This is a genomic window from Bacteroidia bacterium (genome assembly GCA_020852255.1).
Lineage (GTDB): Bacteria > Bacteroidota > Bacteroidia > JADZBD01 > JADZBD01 > JADZBD01.
In genome coordinates this window covers 106430-124097 of sequence record JADZBD010000015.1, presented here as the reverse complement: position 1 = coordinate 124097, position 17668 = coordinate 106430, and the positions used below count along the sequence as shown (strand labels likewise).

Here is a 17668-nt window from a genome sequence, read left to right as displayed (position 1 = left end):
GTTATTACAAAAGCTCCTTCCTTACCGGAGGGAGCTTTTTTTTTACCTTCGATCTGATGTTAGCTGTTGGTGAAACCCTGGTGGCGGAAGCCCTGTTAGACACATTCTTTGTTTGTGACCTGAACGCCTGCAGCGGTGCCTGCTGTATCGAAGGGGAATCGGGAGCTCCGCTGGAGGCAGAGGAAACAGAAACACTGGAAAAGATCTGGCCCTTGGTGCGGCCATTCATCCCACCCGACGGAATAAAAGCAATTGAAGGGCGGGGAACATGGCTGGTGGATTCCGACGGGGATTATGTAACCCCCCTGGTGAAGGGAAAGCATTGTGCCTACACAGTGTTCCGCGAAAACGGTACCGCCGCCTGCGGCATTGAAGATGCCTGGAAAGCCGGGAAGATCAGTTTTAAAAAACCGGTCTCCTGCCACCTTTATCCCGTAAGGCTGAAGGAGGGTTCCCCATTCCTCAGAGTTGAATATCACCGCTGGAAAATATGCAAGGCTGCCTGCCTAAACGGAGAAAAACTTCAACTACCCTTGTTTCGCTTCCTGAAGGACGCACTGATCCGAAGATTCGGTAAGAAATGGTATGCCGAACTGGAACTGGTTCACCGTGAAAGGAGCCGAATCCGGAAGAAAACCTGATCCGGCCGCGAAAACCAGCCTTTTTTCAAACCTGCCTGCCGTGTTTAAAAATGAGCGGGAATGTTAATGGTTTACTCTTGACCCTGCTCCCGGTTTTTATAATTTTTGTGTGGGCAGATCAGTGAATATTCACCTATTCAAAACCAACCAATGAAGCAGGAACACACCCACGGAGTAAATAAAAACATGGTAACGCTCTTCCCCATTACCCAGAAGGAAATGTGGGATATGTATAAAAGAGCGGAGGCGGGTTTCTGGACCGCAGAGGAAATTGATCTCTCATCGGATACTTCCTGCTGGTCAGAAAAACTCAACGACAATGAACGGTACTATTTAAAGAACACACTTGCATTTTTTACGGTGGCGGACGAAATCCTTGCGGAGAGCCTGATGGTGAATTTCCTTAAAGAGGTACCATTTCGCGAAGCGCGCTTTTTCTTCGGATTTCAGTTGACCATGATGAATATTCATGCCGAAGCATGGGCCTTGATGATTGATACTCATCTCAGGGATGCGGAAGAAAAGCGTAAGTTGTTTCAGACCATGGAAACACTGCCGGCATTGGCAAAAAAGATAATGTGGATGATGCAATACAGCTCCTCGGGATCGTTCGCTGAGCGATTGGTGGCCCTGGCTTCTATGCAGAGCATTCTTCTGGCAGGTACTATAAGTTCTGTATGCAGAACCGGAGAACGAGGAAGCATGCCCGGCCTGAGCTTCGCCGCGGAAATGGTTTCGCGCGACACTAAGCTCTTCAGCGATTTTGCCTGCCTGATGTATGCACAAATGAAAGATAAGCTGCCGCAACAGCAGGCCATCGAAATAATCACGCATGCCGCCAAACTGGAAAAGGATTTTGTGTCTGAAATTCTCCCTGCAGATCTGCCGGGAATAAAACGCGATCTCATGTGTTCTTACATTGAATCCCTTGCCGATAGCCTTGCCCGGAGTTTGGGATACCCAAAAATCTATAATGCCGTAAATCCTTTTCAATTCATGGAAGGCCCTTCCGCCGATCGAAGTGTTCGCCTGTTCGAAAACCGTGCGGAAGAGTTCTGCAAAAGCGGAAACAGCGAAGCAGTGGAGGAAGAGCTCTCCGACCTGGACGAGGATTTCAACCCCTAAGCGGTGAGTAAATGCTGAAAACCAAAATGAATGGTAATTTGTTGAAATCAAGCAAATTACCATTCATTTTTTGATCAAAAAGGGCTTGGAAGAGGGGAGACCGAGACCCAGAAAACCTGTCCACGGTCATAGTTTTATATGTTCTGGATTTGTTCTTTCGTAAGGTGCGAAATCTCTACCCTGGAATTATTGTCGCTTTTATCTTTTTTCTTCTTTGCGCTTTAACGATTCAGCAGCTTTGGAGTCTTTCAACCGGTGCTCCTCCGGGATTTACAGGCTCCTATCCCGACGGATATTCTGCCTGTGATGTATGCCATACCGGTCCCACACCCACGCCGGTGAACGGATGGATTACCTCTAATATCCCTGTAACAGGTTATATACCGGGTAATACTTATACCGTTACCGCTACCGCTTCAGGTACAGGACATGATAAATTTGGTTTTGAAGTTTCTCCGATGGACAGCTTCGGAAACCTGATCGGAACGCTGATCCCAACTTCCTCAGAAACGCAACTCACCAGCAATAGTATTTATATCACGCATACCTCCTCAGGCACTTCGGGAATGAACACAAAGGCCTGGAATTTCAACTGGACTGCTCCGGCTCCCGGATATGGAAACGTGACTTTTTACGGAGCGTTTAATGTTACGAATAATGATTCCTCCAACGATTTCGATACCATCTATACCAGCAACTATACTGTTCAGGAATATATTTCATCTGTTGTCGGAGAATTCGGCTTCATCAAAGGAATCAATGTATATCCCAACCCGGTAACCGATCACCTGAAGATTCACTTTCTGAACCGTACACCGCAACTGCTCAATCTCTCTCTGTTCGACATTAATGGAAGGCAGGTGATGGAAAAGAAAGAGGCGGAGCAGAACGGTTCCGGACTGCTGCAATGGAATTTTGACCACACATTACCTCCGGGCGTATATCTCCTGAATATTGACGGCCCTCTACTGCATACTGAATCCAAAATAATTGTTATGAACTGAAACTATACCCATGAAAAAGTTCCTTACCATTTCATTAGTTGTTTTCTCCGCCGGATTCCTTGCCGCGCAGTGTACCACTACCAACGCTACCGGTTGCCAGTGTGAAAACCAAACTCAAACCAATTGTGACCTGCTTCCGGACATTACCATTTCCTGGTATGCTCTGAAGAACTATATGTCGGGTCCAACGGAATATTCACAAACAGGAAACGGGGTCAACAACGGCCGGCTTAAAGTCAGCGGTTCTACACCTAATATCGGGCATGGATCTCTTACGGTTCGGGGACAGAACAACAGCGGCCAAAGAACGTTTCTCTGCGGTACCGATACCTTCACGTTCCCTTCTACCGGTACCTTTGTTTGTCCGAACGGCTATCCTCTTCCTAAGCAAATCACAACCCAAAGGATCTACCATAAGAACGGAAATAACATGACCTACTGGGATCGTTATGCAGCAGCCATGACCTACCATCCCTCCCATAACCATATCCACTTTGACGACTGGGGTGTATTCACGCTTCGCATCCAGGATATCAATGAGCCGGATCCGCGCAACTGGAGCATCGTGGGAACCGGTCACAAGCTGGGATTCTGCCTGATGGATTATTACCAGTGCAGCGCCGCTTCTGCTAACCACCATTGCAAGGACGTAAATACTGTTTACAATCAGGGAACCACGCTTTATAATGGTGATTTCCCGAACTGGGGACTGGGTGGAGGTTCTTATAACTGTTCCGTGGTGGAACAGGGTATCTCCAGCGGTTATACGGATGTTTACGACGAGAGCTTGGACGGTATGTGGATCAATATTCCGCCCGGAACCTGTAACGGAAACTACTGGATCGTTTATGAGGTAGACCCCCATGACGCTATTCTCGAAGAGGATGAAACCAACAATTACACTGCGGTGCCTTTTACTCTTACACAGCAGACTCCTCCGGGCAATCCTGTGACCCGCATCACTCCTGATCGCAGCCCTAACCTTTGTACAGGTGATACACTTAAGCTGACCGCCACCGCGGGTACCGCTTACAACTGGTCTACCGGTGCCACCACACAAAGTATCTGGGTAAGCCCGGGTACCTACTCAGTAACGGTAACGAATTATTGCGGAACCGGCACTGCCTCATTAACCGTTGCAGCGAGCACCACACCGGCAGCTCCTGTATCAAGCGGAGACACGGTTTGTGTCAATACCTCCGCCACGCTGACCGCGCTGGGAAATAACCTGGTGTGGCACGACAGTTCCGGTGCTGTGGTGGGAACAGGGAATTCCTTTGTCACTCCCCTGCTTACGGCTACCACCACTTATTTCCTGAACTCAGAAGTCCACTTTAACGGAAATATTAACTATGTTGGAAAGCCCGATACGCTTTCCACAGGCGCATACAGCAGTTCTTCCAACTACCAGCTGTTTGACGTTTTCAGACCCCTCACGATTAAATCTGTGGAAGTGCATGCCAGCGGAGCTGGCAACCGTACCATACAGCTTCAGGATGAAATCGGAACTATTCTTCTGGCAAAAACAGTCTTTGTTCCGAACGGACCATCAAGGGTTACACTGGATTTTGTTGTGCAGCCGGGTAAAAATTATTCGCTGCGGGCAGCCGGCTCTACCATTAACCTCTGGAGAAACAGTGCCGGTACAAGCTATCCGTATACGATGACGGATACATTGTCAATCACCGGTTGTTCTCAATCCGGATACTATTATTATTTCTATGACTGGGAAATTGAAGTAGGCGGAGTTACCTGCAGCAGTCCAACAGTGCCTGTAACCGCTATGGTGGAAATCTGCAGCGGCGTGGATGAGGAGTGGGATCTTGACCGGAACATCAACGTGCATCCTAACCCGTCCTCCGGTTTGTTCACGCTGGATGTGCTGATGCCCGGTTCAGGTACAACATTGGTACAGATCAATAGTCTGCTGGGACAGGTACTGCACTCAGAGAAAGTTGAAATGGTTCCGGGATTGTATTCAGGCCAGGTGGATCTTGAGCATCTGCCTCCCGGTGTATATATGCTGACTGTTAAAATCGGAAACAAGAACTATTACCGGCGTCTTGTAAAGCAGTAAACCGGCAGTACGGGGCAGCCACGGGAGATTTTTTTTATGAAGGGAGAGGTCCCAAATCTTCAGCGTAAGGCGAGATATACCCGTTACCGGACGTATACACTCATCGGTGTTTACCTGCTGATGGGTCTGCACATCGCTCATTGGCTGGTGGCGGGCAAAACACTGGCTCCGCTTGAACTAAACGAAGTTCTGTACACCATTCATCTGGGGGTGATTACTGCAGGCTTCATCTTCATGGGTGTGACCGTTGTCGGCACGCTGATTTTCGGAAGATTCTTCTGCTCATGGGCCTGTCATATCCTTGCTTTACAGGACCTCTCTGCTTCCATCCTCGAGAAATTACACATTCAACCTGTACATATCCGGTCACGGGTTTTTTTTGTTATACCCGTGGCAGCTATGTTGTATCTCTTCGTTTGGCCTACGGTTGAACGCATAATGGCGGGCACCCCTTTTCCGGGGTTTCGTGTATTGAACGATGCAGATGGCTGGGCATCGTTTGTTACCACCGATTACTGGAGAAATCTTCCTTCCGTTCCGGTTACACTGATCACTTTTTTTTCGGTGGGATTTCTTACGGTGTACCTGCTTGGATCCAGGGGATTCTGCCAGGATATTTGCCCCTACGGTGTGCTGTTCGGATTAGGTGACCGTACCGCCCCTGGAAAAATTAAGCTCACCGGTACCTGCGAACAGTGCGGAATCTGTACAGCCCACTGCCATTCCCACATTGAAGTACACCGGGAGATCAAGCAATTCGGAAAAGTAGTAAATGCCAATTGCCTGAAAGATCTCGACTGCGTGGCCGTATGCCCTCACGATGCCATTTCCTTCGGTTTCACCAAACCTTCTTTCCTGGATAGTTTCAAAGCGGTACAGGGAAGCAAGGCAAAATTTACTTTCAGCTTTTGGGAGGACGTACTGCTGGGATTTATCGTGCTGGCTTTCACTCTTGTTTTCCGCGGGCTATACGATACCGTTCCGTTTTTGCTGGCGATAACTCTAGCACTGGTCTGCGGATATCTTACACTGCAAATGATCCGTACAGTGCGCTTTCCCTCTCTTCAGGTGGGAAGAGCTGTATTAAAACGCGACGGACAATGGAGCAGGGTGGGAAAAATTTATGCTTTGATCACTGTTTTGATCGTGGCGATCTCCGTTCACAGCGGATTTATACATTATCATTATTACCGGGGCGACAGATTATATGATCAGCTGACAAATCAGAGAAGCACGCATGAACCGGGGCCACAGGTAAGGGAGCAGGCTTTTTATCACCTGGGCATCGCAGAGAAATGGGGACTTTATACTCCCTTAAGTCTTCACCGGGAGTTAGCGGCTTTATATCTCCTGGAAAAGGATAATAAAAATGCGGAAATCCATCTCCGGGCTATGCTGAATCAGGATCCGGGCGACCGGGAAGCCCGTTTGCGTCTGGCAAAGCTTATGATTCTGGACGGCCGGAATACGGAAAGCGCAGGGGAGCTGCATACCATCATCGCAGATTCCACGCATCTTCATACCATCAGAGAGAAATCGGAATATGCAGAGGCTTGTCTGAACCTGGGGCATCTAGAAGAAAGCGGCGGGTTTACCGATGCAGCTGAAAAGTTATATTGGCTCGCACTGCGCACCGATACAGGGCATGCCCAGTCGCAACTGGCCCTGGGAGTATTACTGGCCAGAACAGGCAGGTTTTCTGAGGCGGAACAATGGCTGCTTCGCAGCGCAGCCCGGGATCCGGAATCACCGGTAATCCATAATAATCTGGGCCTGGTTTATATACAGCTTAAGCAGGCGGAAAAGGCTGTTTTTCACCTGAAAAAACTCGATGAACTTATGCCGGGGGATCAGCGAACCTGCTATAATCTCGGTATGCTTCTTGTTAAAACAGGCCGTGATGAAGAGGCTTTGTATTATCTTCACAAAGCCGAAACGCTGGATCCCATGCACAAAGGAACACATATAGCACTCTCCGGAATTTACCAACGCGCCGGAAATGTATCTCTGGCCGGCCATCATGCGGGCCTGGCAGGTGAAACAAAAATGCTGAACCCATGAAATTTATACTGTGGGCGGGAGTAGCCGCCATCTGTTTTTTTATTGTGGCCGCCATCCCGGCTGAACGCAGTTTATCCCAAAAGCAAACCAAACCCTGGGTGGCTCCTTCCTGGACCGATACGCTGAAAAATCCGGTGATAGCTGATGCCAAGTCGCTGGCGGAGGGGAAAAAGATATATGAATCCGCTTGCTGGAGTTGCCACGGCAAGGGTGGAAAGGGCGACGGACCGGCAGCCAAGGCGCTCACTACGCCCCCCGCAGATCATACTTCTTCTGCATTCCAGACCCAATCCGACGGAGCGATCTTCTGGAAAATAACCAAAGGGCGAGGGCAAATGAGCCCTTATGAGAAAACCTACTCCAAAACACAACGGTGGAAACTGGTTCTTTTTATCCGCTCTCTTTCACAGAATACACCAGGAAAATGAAAAAAGTTTTTTTAAACATCTCCTTCTGCTTAGCCGCATTCGCCGCATCGTCACAGTCCTCCGAGCCGGTGTTCGGAACGTTTAGAGGAAATACCCTGATCAATCTTCAGACAACAGAAGGAGTATCTCCCCGCAGTTTTGATTTTACAATTAAACACCGCTTCGGGGGAATCGGATTCGATAGCAGTGCCTGGCAGCAATTCTTCGGACTGGATCTGCCGGCAAACATTCGGTTTGGATTCGGCCTTCCCATTAATTCCCGGCTTAGCGTGGGGGCGGGGCGTACCAAGTACGGAAAAACCGTTGATGTTGAAGTAAAGTATGTATTACTTCAGCAAACGGAAGATGGAAAGCGACCGGTATCTCTCGCTGCATACTTCAATACCGCTATCCGTACCGGAAAGTTTCCTAAAGTTCCGGAAGAGGCGTACTATGCGGATTCCGTAACTCCCTTTAAGTATGAATTTCCTCATCGTTTCCTGTATAACACGCAGTTGATCGTTGCAAGAAAAATGAGTGAGAAACTTTCCCTGCAACTGGTAACGGGTATGGTTTACCGCAATCTTTCGGAACCCGGAGTGGATAATCATACTATTTATGCAGGATTGGGCGGGGTATTCCGATACAAGGAGAATGCAGCCATTCTTTTTGAATACACCTGGACGGCCAACCGGCAGCCGTCGAATGATGCTTATCCGCTTTCACTGGGATGGGAATTCGGTACGGCTGGTCACGTTTTCCAGATCGTGATTTCCTCTTCATCGGAGTTACTGGAACAGGACTTGTACACCATTGATAACCTGGACTATCTGAAGGGGAAGTTTACCCTCGGTTTTAATATTAAACGCACCACCTGGATTCAAAAAGACGAATAGCGATGAGAAAGATTTTCCTTTTACTGGGTTTTCTAACTTTTATTGCAACTTCCTGCCGTAAAGATCAGGGACCGATCAGTCTTCACAATCATTCCCACGGGGTAAGTTATACCAACGACATCCAGCCGATCTGGAATGCCAATTGTATTTCCTGCCATGATGAGACCCACTTCGCACTGAATCTTAAATCCTGCTGTTCCTGGTATGAACTGATGACCACCGGACTCAATGCACCTTATGTAGACACTGTTACGCCCTCTGCCAGCGTGCTGCATATGCGGCTCGCAGGTACGCAGCTTCCCGCCATGCCTCCGGGAAACCCACTGACCCAGGCGGAAATTGATCTTGTGTTTCAATGGATAGAGGAGGGGGCAAAGAATAACTGATTACTTCCCGTATTTTTTCATGTACTGATTGTACAGGAATTTCTGTTCGTTATCCAGATCTATGTTTCGCCCTTCAATGAAGGCAAGCGTCACATTATTTGTGAGAACGTCCAGCGCGTCACCGGTTGAAACAAACAGCGTGGCATCCTTCCCGGTCTCCAGTGAGCCGGTACGGTGATCAATACCCAGCATGATAGCTACATTGAGAGAAATGGCCATTACACCCTCTTCGTAGGTGAGCCCGTGCGCTACCGCTGTACCGGCATTAAAGGGAAGGTTCCTGCCCTGAATCTGTTCCATATCACCTTCTACCTGTATGCAGAAGAGTACACCTGCTTTCCGCAGCAGGGAAGGCGTTTTATACGGAAGATCCACATCATCTTCCGGCCGGTCGGGAAGATCATGCACCCTGTTAAGCATCACTGCCACATTATTTTCTTTGAGCAGGTCGGTGACCATCCAGGAATCTTTACCTCCCACGATAACCATGCGCTTTACACCGGCCTTTTTTGAAAAATAAATCGCTTCTACCAGTTCTTTTATATAATTCGCGTGGATATAGAGAGTCTGGCTGCCGGTGAACAGGCCGCGCATGGCTTCGAAGCGGATATTTTTTTCTGTTACCGGCCCTTCGCTGTAGGCTCGTGCGTCAGCAAAAAAGCGTTCTATGTTCTCCTTGTTTTTATCATAGTCTTTGTTTTTCTCAACGGTACCTTCCCACCATGCTCTGCGAAAAATGGAAGGCCAGTTGAGGTGCACTCCCTCATCGGCCTTTAGTACTGCATCTTCCCAGTTCCAGCCGTCAAGTTTAAAAACGGAAGAAGTGCCGCTCAGAACATTTCCGCGCGGACAAACCTGCGCAAGGAGAACACCGTTGGTGCGAACGGTGGGAATAATCTTCGAATCCGTATTGTAAGCGATCAGGCTTCGAACGTGGGGAACCATACTGCCAACATCGGCAATATCGTTGGTGGAACGTACGGCGCCGATCTCGCTGAGTCCGATGGTATTATTGGCAAGTATGAAACCGGGATATACATGTTTTCCCTGCAGGTTGATCACGGTATCGTAACTTCGGAGATCAATCTTGATTGTGGTGGCATCTCCTACCAGATCCAGTTTTCCGTTCCGGAACCCAATGGCTGAGTTCTCTATTACTTGTCCGTTCCCGATGTGCGCATATCCCCCCATGAGAATAATGCTCTTTTTTTGTGGCGGTGCCGGAGTGGGTGTTTGTGCATTCGCACTTAGTACCCACCCGAACACAAGAAGTAAAACAGTTTTTTTCATATCAAATGATCTTTAAGTCTTATTACTGACCTACTGTTTCCTCTTCCGCTCCATACTCTTCCACATCGTCGCAGTGATACAGTTTCTGTTCTTTCTTTACCGGTTTCTGTGTTTTTTCTCCACCATTCTTTTCGTCCAGCATCTTACGTATCAGGCGGGCGCGTTCTTTCTGTATTTCTTCCCTTAGCAATTTGTCCATTTCGGCGTCGTAGTAAATCGTACCCTCTATAATCGTCTTATCCACTTTTGCATAGATGGAAAGAGGTTCGGCGGTCCACAACACCACGTCGCCGTCTTTGCCTGGTTTGATAGAACCCATCTTCTTATCGAGGTGCAGAAGTATGGCCGGATTCAGTGTCACAAACTTGAGTGCGTCTTCTTTCGGAACATTGCCGTATTTAACCGCTTTGCCTGCCTCCTGGTTCAGCCGGCGACCCATTTCCGCGTCATCAGAATTGAATGCGGTTACTACTCCGTTTCTCCAGAGAATGGCGCCATTGTACGGAATAGCATCTTTTACCTCCATTTTGTATGCCCACCAGTCTGAGAAGGAGGAAGCGCCTGCCCCGTGTAATTTCATTTTGTCCGCCAGTTTATATCCTTCCAGTATATGGGTAAAGGTGTTTACCGTGAATCCCATAGAGTCACCGACTTTCATCAGCATATTGATCTCGCTCTGCACATAGGAATGACAGGAAATAAAGCGGCGTTTGTTCATAATCTCCGCTATGGTTTCCAGTTCAAGATCCCGTCGGGGAGGGGTAGATTTGCTTTTTGTTTTTGCATCCATTTTATTCCATTCTGCCATCCGTTTTTCATATTCCTTGGCCCGGATGAACAGATCAAAATAAACCTGTTCTACACCCATTCTGGATTGGGGGAAGCGGATGGTGCTATTGTCGCCCCAGTTGCTCTGTTTTACATTTTCTCCCAGAGCAAATTTGATGAACCCGTCGGCCCATTTTATTTTCATTTCTTCCGGTGAGGTGCCCCATTTAAGTTTAATCAATCCGCTTTGTCCACCTACGGGATTGGCTGAGCCGTGCAGCAGCTGGCAGGCCACAACGCCCCCGGAAAGCTGACGGTAGATATTAATATCCTCACAGTTGATAACGTCACCGATCTTCACTTCCGCGCTGCTGCTTTGTGTTCCTTCGTTCACCCCGCCACTGATGCCGATGTGGGAATGTTCGTCAATGATTCCCGGGCTGAGGTGCTTACCGGTTCCGTCAATAACAATGGCTTTTACAGTAGCAGGAACACCAAGATTTTCGCCGATCCGCACAATTTTCCCCTCCACAATCAGCACATCTTTGTTCTTTAGTATCCCATCCGGTTCATTGGTCCAAACCGTTACATTTTTGATGAGTATAGCACCCCAGCGGTTTCTCCACTTCTGGTAAGCAGAACTGTCTTTTTTTGTAACGCCGTAGGCATTGAAAGGATAGATCACATCATCCAATGTGGGATAGATCTTTAGTTCTTGTCCTTTCTTATCCTGTGGTTTTTTCTCCTCTTCGCCGGAGGTTCGTTTGCATACCCATTCTACCCAGCTTCCGTCGAAGAGCTGCCCCTTGCCCTGCCATACAGTGCCGTCTGCATTCATGGAGCCGCCCAGCCGGTACCAGCCGTTATGGTCGAAGGTGATGGTCAGAAGCTGATCATTCACCAGGAATGTTACCGGAATCTTAACCGAGTCGGACTGTATGATGCTCCCTTTGGGTTTATCCGGTTCACCGCTTATTTTCAGTTTGAGAACTTTGTTGTTCACGGAGAGTTCATAATTTCCCCGCAAATCAGTGAAGTGCGGATCCTGAATCGTGTAGGGGACTCCTTTCACCCAGTTTTCATAAATGATATTTTTTTCGTCGAATAGATTCCCTGAAGTAATGATAAAATTAGCAAGCATCCCCGGCCGGAGGGTTCCTACCAGATCAGAAATTCCCAGCATTTCAGCCGCATTCACCGTAAGAGCCTTCAGCGCAGTGCGCTCACTGAGCCCGTAGGCAATGGCCTTACGCAGATTTTTCCAAAATTCCTTTTTGTCTTTCAGGTCAGCGGTAGTAAATGCAAAAGTGATGAATCGCTGTTCGCAGGCGGAGGGATTGAGCGGAGCCATTTCCCAGTGTTTCATATCCTCAAGCGAAACCAGCAACGCATCGTACGGATCTTCCACATCGTATGGCAGCGGAAAATTCAGGGGAAGAATAAACTTGCCGTTTGTAGCCTTAACCTCGTCAATACGCTGGTATTCGTTCCCGCTTCCCTTGAAAATAAACTGAACTTTAAACTCGTCGCCTACTTTGTCGGCGCGGAGAACGGATAGTTTATCCCGTGTTTCGAAGATCTGAGGCAGTGTCATGTTGCTGTTCCAGGCATCCAGCGAAAGATTGAATTCAACAGTCCCCTTATTCTCCTTATACCAGAGTGCGTCAAGATAAGTCTGGCGAAGCAGGGCAATGGATCCCATCAGCGACCCTGGATATTCCTGGGAAGAGGAACCTTTTTCAAAGGAAAAATTCTGCGACGAACGGCCGGAAATAATCAACTCATTCTCCTTCCCGGTTCCCAGAATCACGCACGCACCTGTACCGCGGGCTATGCCGTCGCGCGGAATCGTTTGCACCGTGCCGAAACCTAACCGGCGCATCTCATCTGCAAATTTCTGATCGGCCACAAAAAAGTCTGCCGCGTTCAGTTCCGGTTTGATCGCCTGGTTCCAGTTGTGCGCCCCTTTTGTTTTTGTGTCCATCTGCGGATTCGGACTCCAGGGTTCACGTTTTACTTCCGGCATCCCGTAGGTTGTAAATGGATCAATCAGGGAAGGATAGATACTTTTGCCTTTTAAATCATACACCACCGTTCCGGAAGGGATGGTTACTTTCGTTCCTACCTCCACAATCTTTCCGTCGCGGATCAACAGCGTGCCGCCGGTAATTACATTCATAGGATCAACCCAGATGAGGGCATTTGTGAATGCGTACGCAGTGTGATTCTGATTGGCTGTTCCGTTCACCGGATGCGTGGGCGACTGGCACAACGAAACGGAACCGGAAATGAAAATGAACAGGGCAAGGAAGCAGGTTCTCATGGGCTTTCAGCTAGGGGTATAAATGTATGTTTTTTACGCCGCTTCCGGGCTATTCTGGTATGAGTGGCTAATGAATTGAAAAGCAGGCAAATGGATTGATTTTTTTATAGTAATTTTGTCCCAAAACCCTGACGCTATGAAAATCGTTTATTACGTCCACCTTGTTTCAGTTATCCTGTTTCTGCTTCATTACCTGGTGAAAACCGGAATGCTGCTGGCCAATTCCCCGGCGCTCGAAAAATATACACGCGCTACACGTATTGTGGAAATGGTGATCAGCCTCGCCTTTCTGGGTACCGGCGGATATATGCTCATTGAATTGCCGGAAATAAATACTCTTATGATCATTAAACTGGGCATGGTGTTCGCTTCCATCCCTATGGCCATTGTTGGATTCAAAAAGAAAAAGAAATTGCTTGCCGCCATCTCCCTCCTGCTGATCATCGGAGCATATGGAATGGCGGAAATGGGAAAAGCAAAACGGGAGAAGGGAAAGGATACCGCCTCTTCGAACGGAGTGGAGGTTTACAAGGCAAAGTGTTCTGTTTGTCATGGTGATGATGGAAAGGCCATGTTAATGAATTCACCCGATCTCTCACTTTCTCCCATGGACTTCAACCAGGCCCGGGTAATTATTATGGAAGGGAAAGGAACAATGCCGGCTTTCATGGATCAAATGACCCATGAACAAGTAGATGCCGTGGCGAAGTATGTACAGACCTTGAAAAAGTAGGTCAGCTATTCAGATGTTAGAAAGAAAGCAGGAAAAGTCAGGATTTGAGAGGGCGATTCTTATCGGACTGGTTAACCAGCAACAGGATGAGAAATTGCTTCAGGAGTATCTTGATGAGCTTTCTTTTTTGGCGGAGACCGCAGGAATAATTCCGGTCAAACGGTTTTCTCAGAAACTGGGAAAACCGGACGTTCGCACCTTTGTAGGATCGGGGAAGTTGCAGGAACTGAAGAGATATGCTGAAGATAACAACATTCAGCTTTTTATATTCGACGACGAGCTTTCTCCCTCCCAGGTCAGGAACATAGAAAAGGAAACGGAACGCCGGGTGCTGGATCGTACCTGGCTTATACTTGAGATTTTTTCCCAACGCGCTCAAACAGCGCATGCTAAAACACAGGTTGAGCTCGCTCAATATGAATACCTCCTTCCCCGGCTGGTGGGTATGTGGACACACCTGGAACGGCAGCGGGGAGGTACAGGAGCCAGGGGCGGATCGGGCGAAAAGCAGATTGCCACCGACCGGTTTATTATCCGGGAGAAGATCGCCTTGTTGAAAGACAGGCTGAAGACCATTGATAAGCAAATGGTCACACAGCGAAAGAACCGTGGCGAAATGATCAGGGTGGCACTGGTGGGTTATACCAATGTGGGAAAAAGTACACTCATGAACCTGATCAGTAAATCGCAGGTGTTCGCAGAGAACAAGTTGTTTGCCACACTCGACACTACCACCCGGAAGGTGGTTATCGAAAACCTGCCTTTTCTGCTTTCGGATACTGTTGGATTCATCCGCAAGTTACCGCATCAGCTCGTGGAATCATTCAAATCTACACTCGATGAGGTGAGGGAAGCGGATCTGCTGCTGCATGTGGTGGATATTTCCCATCCTCACTTCGAGGACCAGTATCATGTGGTAAATGCCACACTGAAGGAAATCGGCGCGGGTGATAAACCCACCCTGATCGTTTTCAATAAGATCGACGCCTTTACATATGAACCTAAAGACCCCTCCGACCTGAGTCCGGAAACACCCCGGAATATTTCTCTCGAGCAACTCAAGGACACCTGGATAGGTAAAATGGGAGAGCATTGTATATTTATTTCTGCTGCGGGCAAGGTAAACATTGACAGGTTCAGGGATAAACTGTACAAAATGGTGAGTGAGATGCACAGGGTCAGATATCCTTACAACAAATTTTTATACTAAGGTGATCCTTTCTTCCCATAGGGTGTTGCGTGCGGAAACAGGAAAACTGGAGCCGGCCGTTCTTCACCTGGATGCTTCGGGAACTATTCGCGAAATTACCTGGGGCGAAGTTACGGGTGATGCATTTCATGGAATTCTTTCCCCGGGCTTTGTAAATGCCCACTGTCATCTCGAACTTTCACACCTGCACGGTAAACTGAACAGGGGAAGAGGAATGGCCGGCTTCATTTCAGAGCTTATGCCGTTACGGAATGCTGTTCCCGAATCGCAGCGCTGCGAAGCCATGCTGGATGCCGACCGCGAAATGAACAAGAATGGAATCGTAGCGGTCGGAGATATTTCTAATACAGCGGATAGCTTAAAACTGAAATCTCAAAGTTCGATCGCTTATCATACGTTCATCGAGCTTCTTGATCTTCACCCCTCTAAAACAGAGGATGCTTACAACAAAGGCCTGGCTTTAGTGAAGTTATTTGGAACAATGCCTGCTTCCCTTGTTCCTCATGCGCCATACACCGTAACTCCGGAATTGTTCAGAAAGATTGCTGAATGGCACCGGGGAAAAAACCTTCCTTGCTGTATCCATCACCAGGAAAGCGAGGCGGAGAATGAATTTTTCCGGCACCGCGGCAGCTTATGGGATTTTTTTCTGAAGCTGAACATGGATTTGTCCTGGGTTCCCCGGTTTAATAACTCACTGGAGTATATTCAATCCTGTTTTCATGTGCCGGGCATACAGCTGGTTCATAATACGGTCTTTCGTCCTCCGTTCTCCGTCCAGCCTCCCTTGCACTTTCTTTGCGCCTGTCCGCGCGCTAATCTGTTCATCGAAAACACGCTTCCTGATTATACTTCCTGGTGGAAGGCAGGATGGAGGGTCACGGTGGGAACGGATAGCATGGCGAGTAACACCCGATTATCTATACTGGAAGAGCTGATAACTATAAAAAAGTCCTGTATCCAAATTCCCTTTTCTGAATTATTACTTTGGGCAACGCGAAACGGGGCAGACTTCCTGGGCTTGTCGGGTATGTATGGTACGCTGGAAACCGGAAAGCGTCCGGGAATCATACATATCTCGGGTATGGAAGGCGAAAACCCTGCGGGAGTGGTTTCCGTAAAACGATTGATTTGAATATCCGGCCGTTATATTTTTTTATTTTTTCCGCTTTTTCTGTTTTTGGTCAAAATCTGGTGCCGAATCCGGGATTTGAGCAGAACCTGAACGGGATGGTTACCTTCTGGACGCAACCCCTGGGCGGTTTCTATCATTATTCAGCGGGCAACAGCGTGGAAGGTTATGCCAGAGAGGGCAGTTATTATAACGCTCTGTGTTTGCTGAACCGCAGCGGGAGCGAGTATTTACAGGTGCCGCTGAAGGAGCCCTTGCAGGCCGGGAAAGAATATATTTTGAGTTTTTACACCCGGCCGGGCGGGAATAAGACGGTAGATTGGAGAAGAGTAAAGTCTATTGACTGGCATTTTCCATCAGGGGAGCAGAATGTGAAAGGACGGATGCACATTAAACTGAAGCCGGATGTACGATTTCCCTTTCAGGATTCACTGATCTGGGGAAAATGGATTTATATGGAAAGGCGTTACGTGGCGAAGGGCGGGGAGAGGCTGCTGCTGATTGGGAAGTTTTTTGATGAGGAAGATTCCGTTAACCAGGTGATTGCGGAGATGAATAAGAGGGTGAGCGTGCTTAGGGCGGAACATAAAAAAGCGGTGAAGAAAGGAACAGATAGTATTTCGGCATGGTATAAATCGCAGCTTGTTTATCATTCGAAGAAGAGGAATAAGAAACAGGAGGAGGACTTCCGGAAGTTGCTAAGGCAGCAGAACGCTGAAACGTTGAAATACCGGAAGGCGAAGCAAAACGAGTTAACGCAGAGGGAGCAGGAAATACAAAAGGAATATAATCTGGTGAATTATTATTACGATTGCCGGTTTCATTTTGACATGATCTCTGTGGTACCGGTGGGAGGGAAGAACGGCACTACGATCACTCCGCCTGTAACGGGAATTCCAAAAGAACCGGTAAAGGGGTTGAGGTTTACCCTCGAAAACATTCTTTTTGAATCAGGAAAATCTGTATTAAAGCCGGAAAGCAGTGTTTCGCTGGATCAGCTTGTGGTATTTTTAAAAAGCAAGCCCGGGATCAGTCTTCAGGTTACAGGGCACACAGATAATGTAGGGAGTGCGGAGGCGAATCAGTTGCTTTCCGGTCAAAGGGCCAACGCGGTGCGCGATTACCTGATCGTACATGGGATTAGTCCCGATCGGTTATCAGCTTTTGGATTAGGAAGCACACATCCTATTGCAGGTAATGACAGTCCGTCGGGCCGTCAGAAGAACCGGCGTGTGGAGTTTGAGGTGAAATAAGGAAGAAGGTTAATTCAGAGGGTTCTTAAATCCTTACCGGCTTTTGACCAGCGCTGCCGCTTCGGCAGGCAGACTGCCGAAGGTAAAATACCCTAATGGTATATTTTGGCTTGTGTGTGAGGGGGAACCCATCGGATTTTTGGCGGTGTTCACTGAATAAAGATATAAAAAAAAGCCCCAGATTGCTCTGAGGCTCATGGAATTCAATTACTGAGTAGGATTTACGCTGCCCTGCGGTGCTTTTTTGCCTTCCGCTTTTGCTTGTGCTCCTTTACAAATGTCACAAGCTGTTTCAACTCCTTTTCGGTAGGCTTCCTGTTCACAACGTAAACGTCTGGCTCCTTTGATTCTTTCCTTTTCAT

General features: G+C 48.1%; 15 protein-coding genes. 12 read left to right on the top strand and 3 right to left on the bottom strand.

From position 1 onward, the window contains the following. The first annotated feature begins 56 nt into the window (after positions 1 to 56). From IT233_08255 to IT233_08220, 8 genes are all read left to right on the top strand, one after another. The gene (locus IT233_08255) at positions 57 to 641 is read left to right on the top strand and encodes a DUF3109 family protein (protein ID MCC7302619.1); all 585 of its coding nucleotides are present in this window, start codon (positions 57 to 59) and stop codon (positions 639 to 641) included. Positions 642 to 791: 150 nt separating this feature from the next. Next, the gene (locus tag IT233_08250; GenBank protein MCC7302618.1) at positions 792 to 1766 is read left to right on the top strand and encodes a ribonucleotide-diphosphate reductase subunit beta; all 975 of its coding nucleotides are present in this window, start codon (positions 792 to 794) and stop codon (positions 1764 to 1766) included. 164 nt (positions 1767 to 1930) lie between these two features. Next, entirely contained in the window at positions 1931 to 2770 is an 840-nt protein-coding gene (locus IT233_08245) for a T9SS type A sorting domain-containing protein (GenBank protein ID MCC7302617.1), read from the top strand. A 10-nt stretch (positions 2771 to 2780) separates the two neighbouring features. Beyond that, positions 2781 to 4847, top strand: a complete 2067-nt coding sequence (locus tag IT233_08240; GenBank protein ID MCC7302616.1) for a T9SS type A sorting domain-containing protein — start codon at positions 2781 to 2783, stop codon at positions 4845 to 4847. Positions 4848 to 4883: 36 nt separating this feature from the next. Then, the gene (locus IT233_08235) at positions 4884 to 6908 is read left to right on the top strand and encodes a 4Fe-4S binding protein (GenBank protein MCC7302615.1); all 2025 of its coding nucleotides are present in this window, start codon (positions 4884 to 4886) and stop codon (positions 6906 to 6908) included. Beyond that, positions 6905 to 7336, top strand: a complete 432-nt coding sequence (locus IT233_08230) for a c-type cytochrome (GenBank protein ID MCC7302614.1) — start codon at positions 6905 to 6907, stop codon at positions 7334 to 7336. Before IT233_08235 ends, IT233_08230 begins: the two co-directional genes overlap by 4 nt. After that, positions 7333 to 8211: a hypothetical protein gene (locus tag IT233_08225; protein MCC7302613.1), complete on the top strand. Its 879-nt coding sequence runs from the start codon at positions 7333 to 7335 to the stop codon at positions 8209 to 8211. The genes IT233_08230 and IT233_08225 overlap by 4 nt, the downstream gene beginning before the upstream one ends. Positions 8212 to 8213: 2 nt before the next feature. After that, a complete protein-coding gene (locus IT233_08220) occupies positions 8214 to 8597 on the top strand; it encodes a hypothetical protein (GenBank protein ID MCC7302612.1) in 384 nt (127 codons plus the stop codon). Here IT233_08220 and IT233_08215 read toward each other — a convergent pair whose 3' ends face one another. Beyond that, complete coding sequence (locus IT233_08215; GenBank protein MCC7302611.1) at positions 8598 to 9887, bottom strand: amidohydrolase family protein; 1290 nt, start codon at positions 9885 to 9887, stop codon at positions 8598 to 8600. A 22-nt stretch (positions 9888 to 9909) separates the two neighbouring features. Continuing rightward, positions 9910 to 12978, bottom strand: coding sequence for an amidohydrolase family protein (locus tag IT233_08210; protein MCC7302610.1), 3069 nt, complete (start codon positions 12976 to 12978; stop codon positions 9910 to 9912). A 136-nt stretch (positions 12979 to 13114) separates the two neighbouring features. On the opposite strand from IT233_08210, the gene IT233_08205 reads away from it, so the two are divergent. From IT233_08205 to IT233_08190, 4 genes are read left to right on the top strand one after another with little or no spacing between them, the layout of a single operon-like run. Further along, positions 13115 to 13711 (top strand): cytochrome c, encoded by a 597-nt coding sequence (locus tag IT233_08205; protein ID MCC7302609.1) that lies wholly within the window; start codon positions 13115 to 13117, stop codon positions 13709 to 13711. A gap of 13 nt (positions 13712 to 13724) precedes the next feature. Continuing rightward, the gene (gene hflX / locus IT233_08200) at positions 13725 to 14921 is read left to right on the top strand and encodes a GTPase HflX (GenBank protein MCC7302608.1); all 1197 of its coding nucleotides are present in this window, start codon (positions 13725 to 13727) and stop codon (positions 14919 to 14921) included. Position 14922: 1 nt separating this feature from the next. Further along, positions 14923 to 16056: an amidohydrolase family protein gene (locus IT233_08195; GenBank protein ID MCC7302607.1), complete on the top strand. Its 1134-nt coding sequence runs from the start codon at positions 14923 to 14925 to the stop codon at positions 16054 to 16056. Then, positions 16053 to 17306 (top strand): OmpA family protein, encoded by a 1254-nt coding sequence (locus IT233_08190; protein ID MCC7302606.1) that lies wholly within the window; start codon positions 16053 to 16055, stop codon positions 17304 to 17306. Before IT233_08195 ends, IT233_08190 begins: the two co-directional genes overlap by 4 nt. Before the next feature lie 221 nt (positions 17307 to 17527). Here IT233_08190 and IT233_08185 read toward each other — a convergent pair whose 3' ends face one another. Further along, complete coding sequence (locus IT233_08185) at positions 17528 to 17668, bottom strand: hypothetical protein (GenBank protein MCC7302605.1); 141 nt, start codon at positions 17666 to 17668, stop codon at positions 17528 to 17530.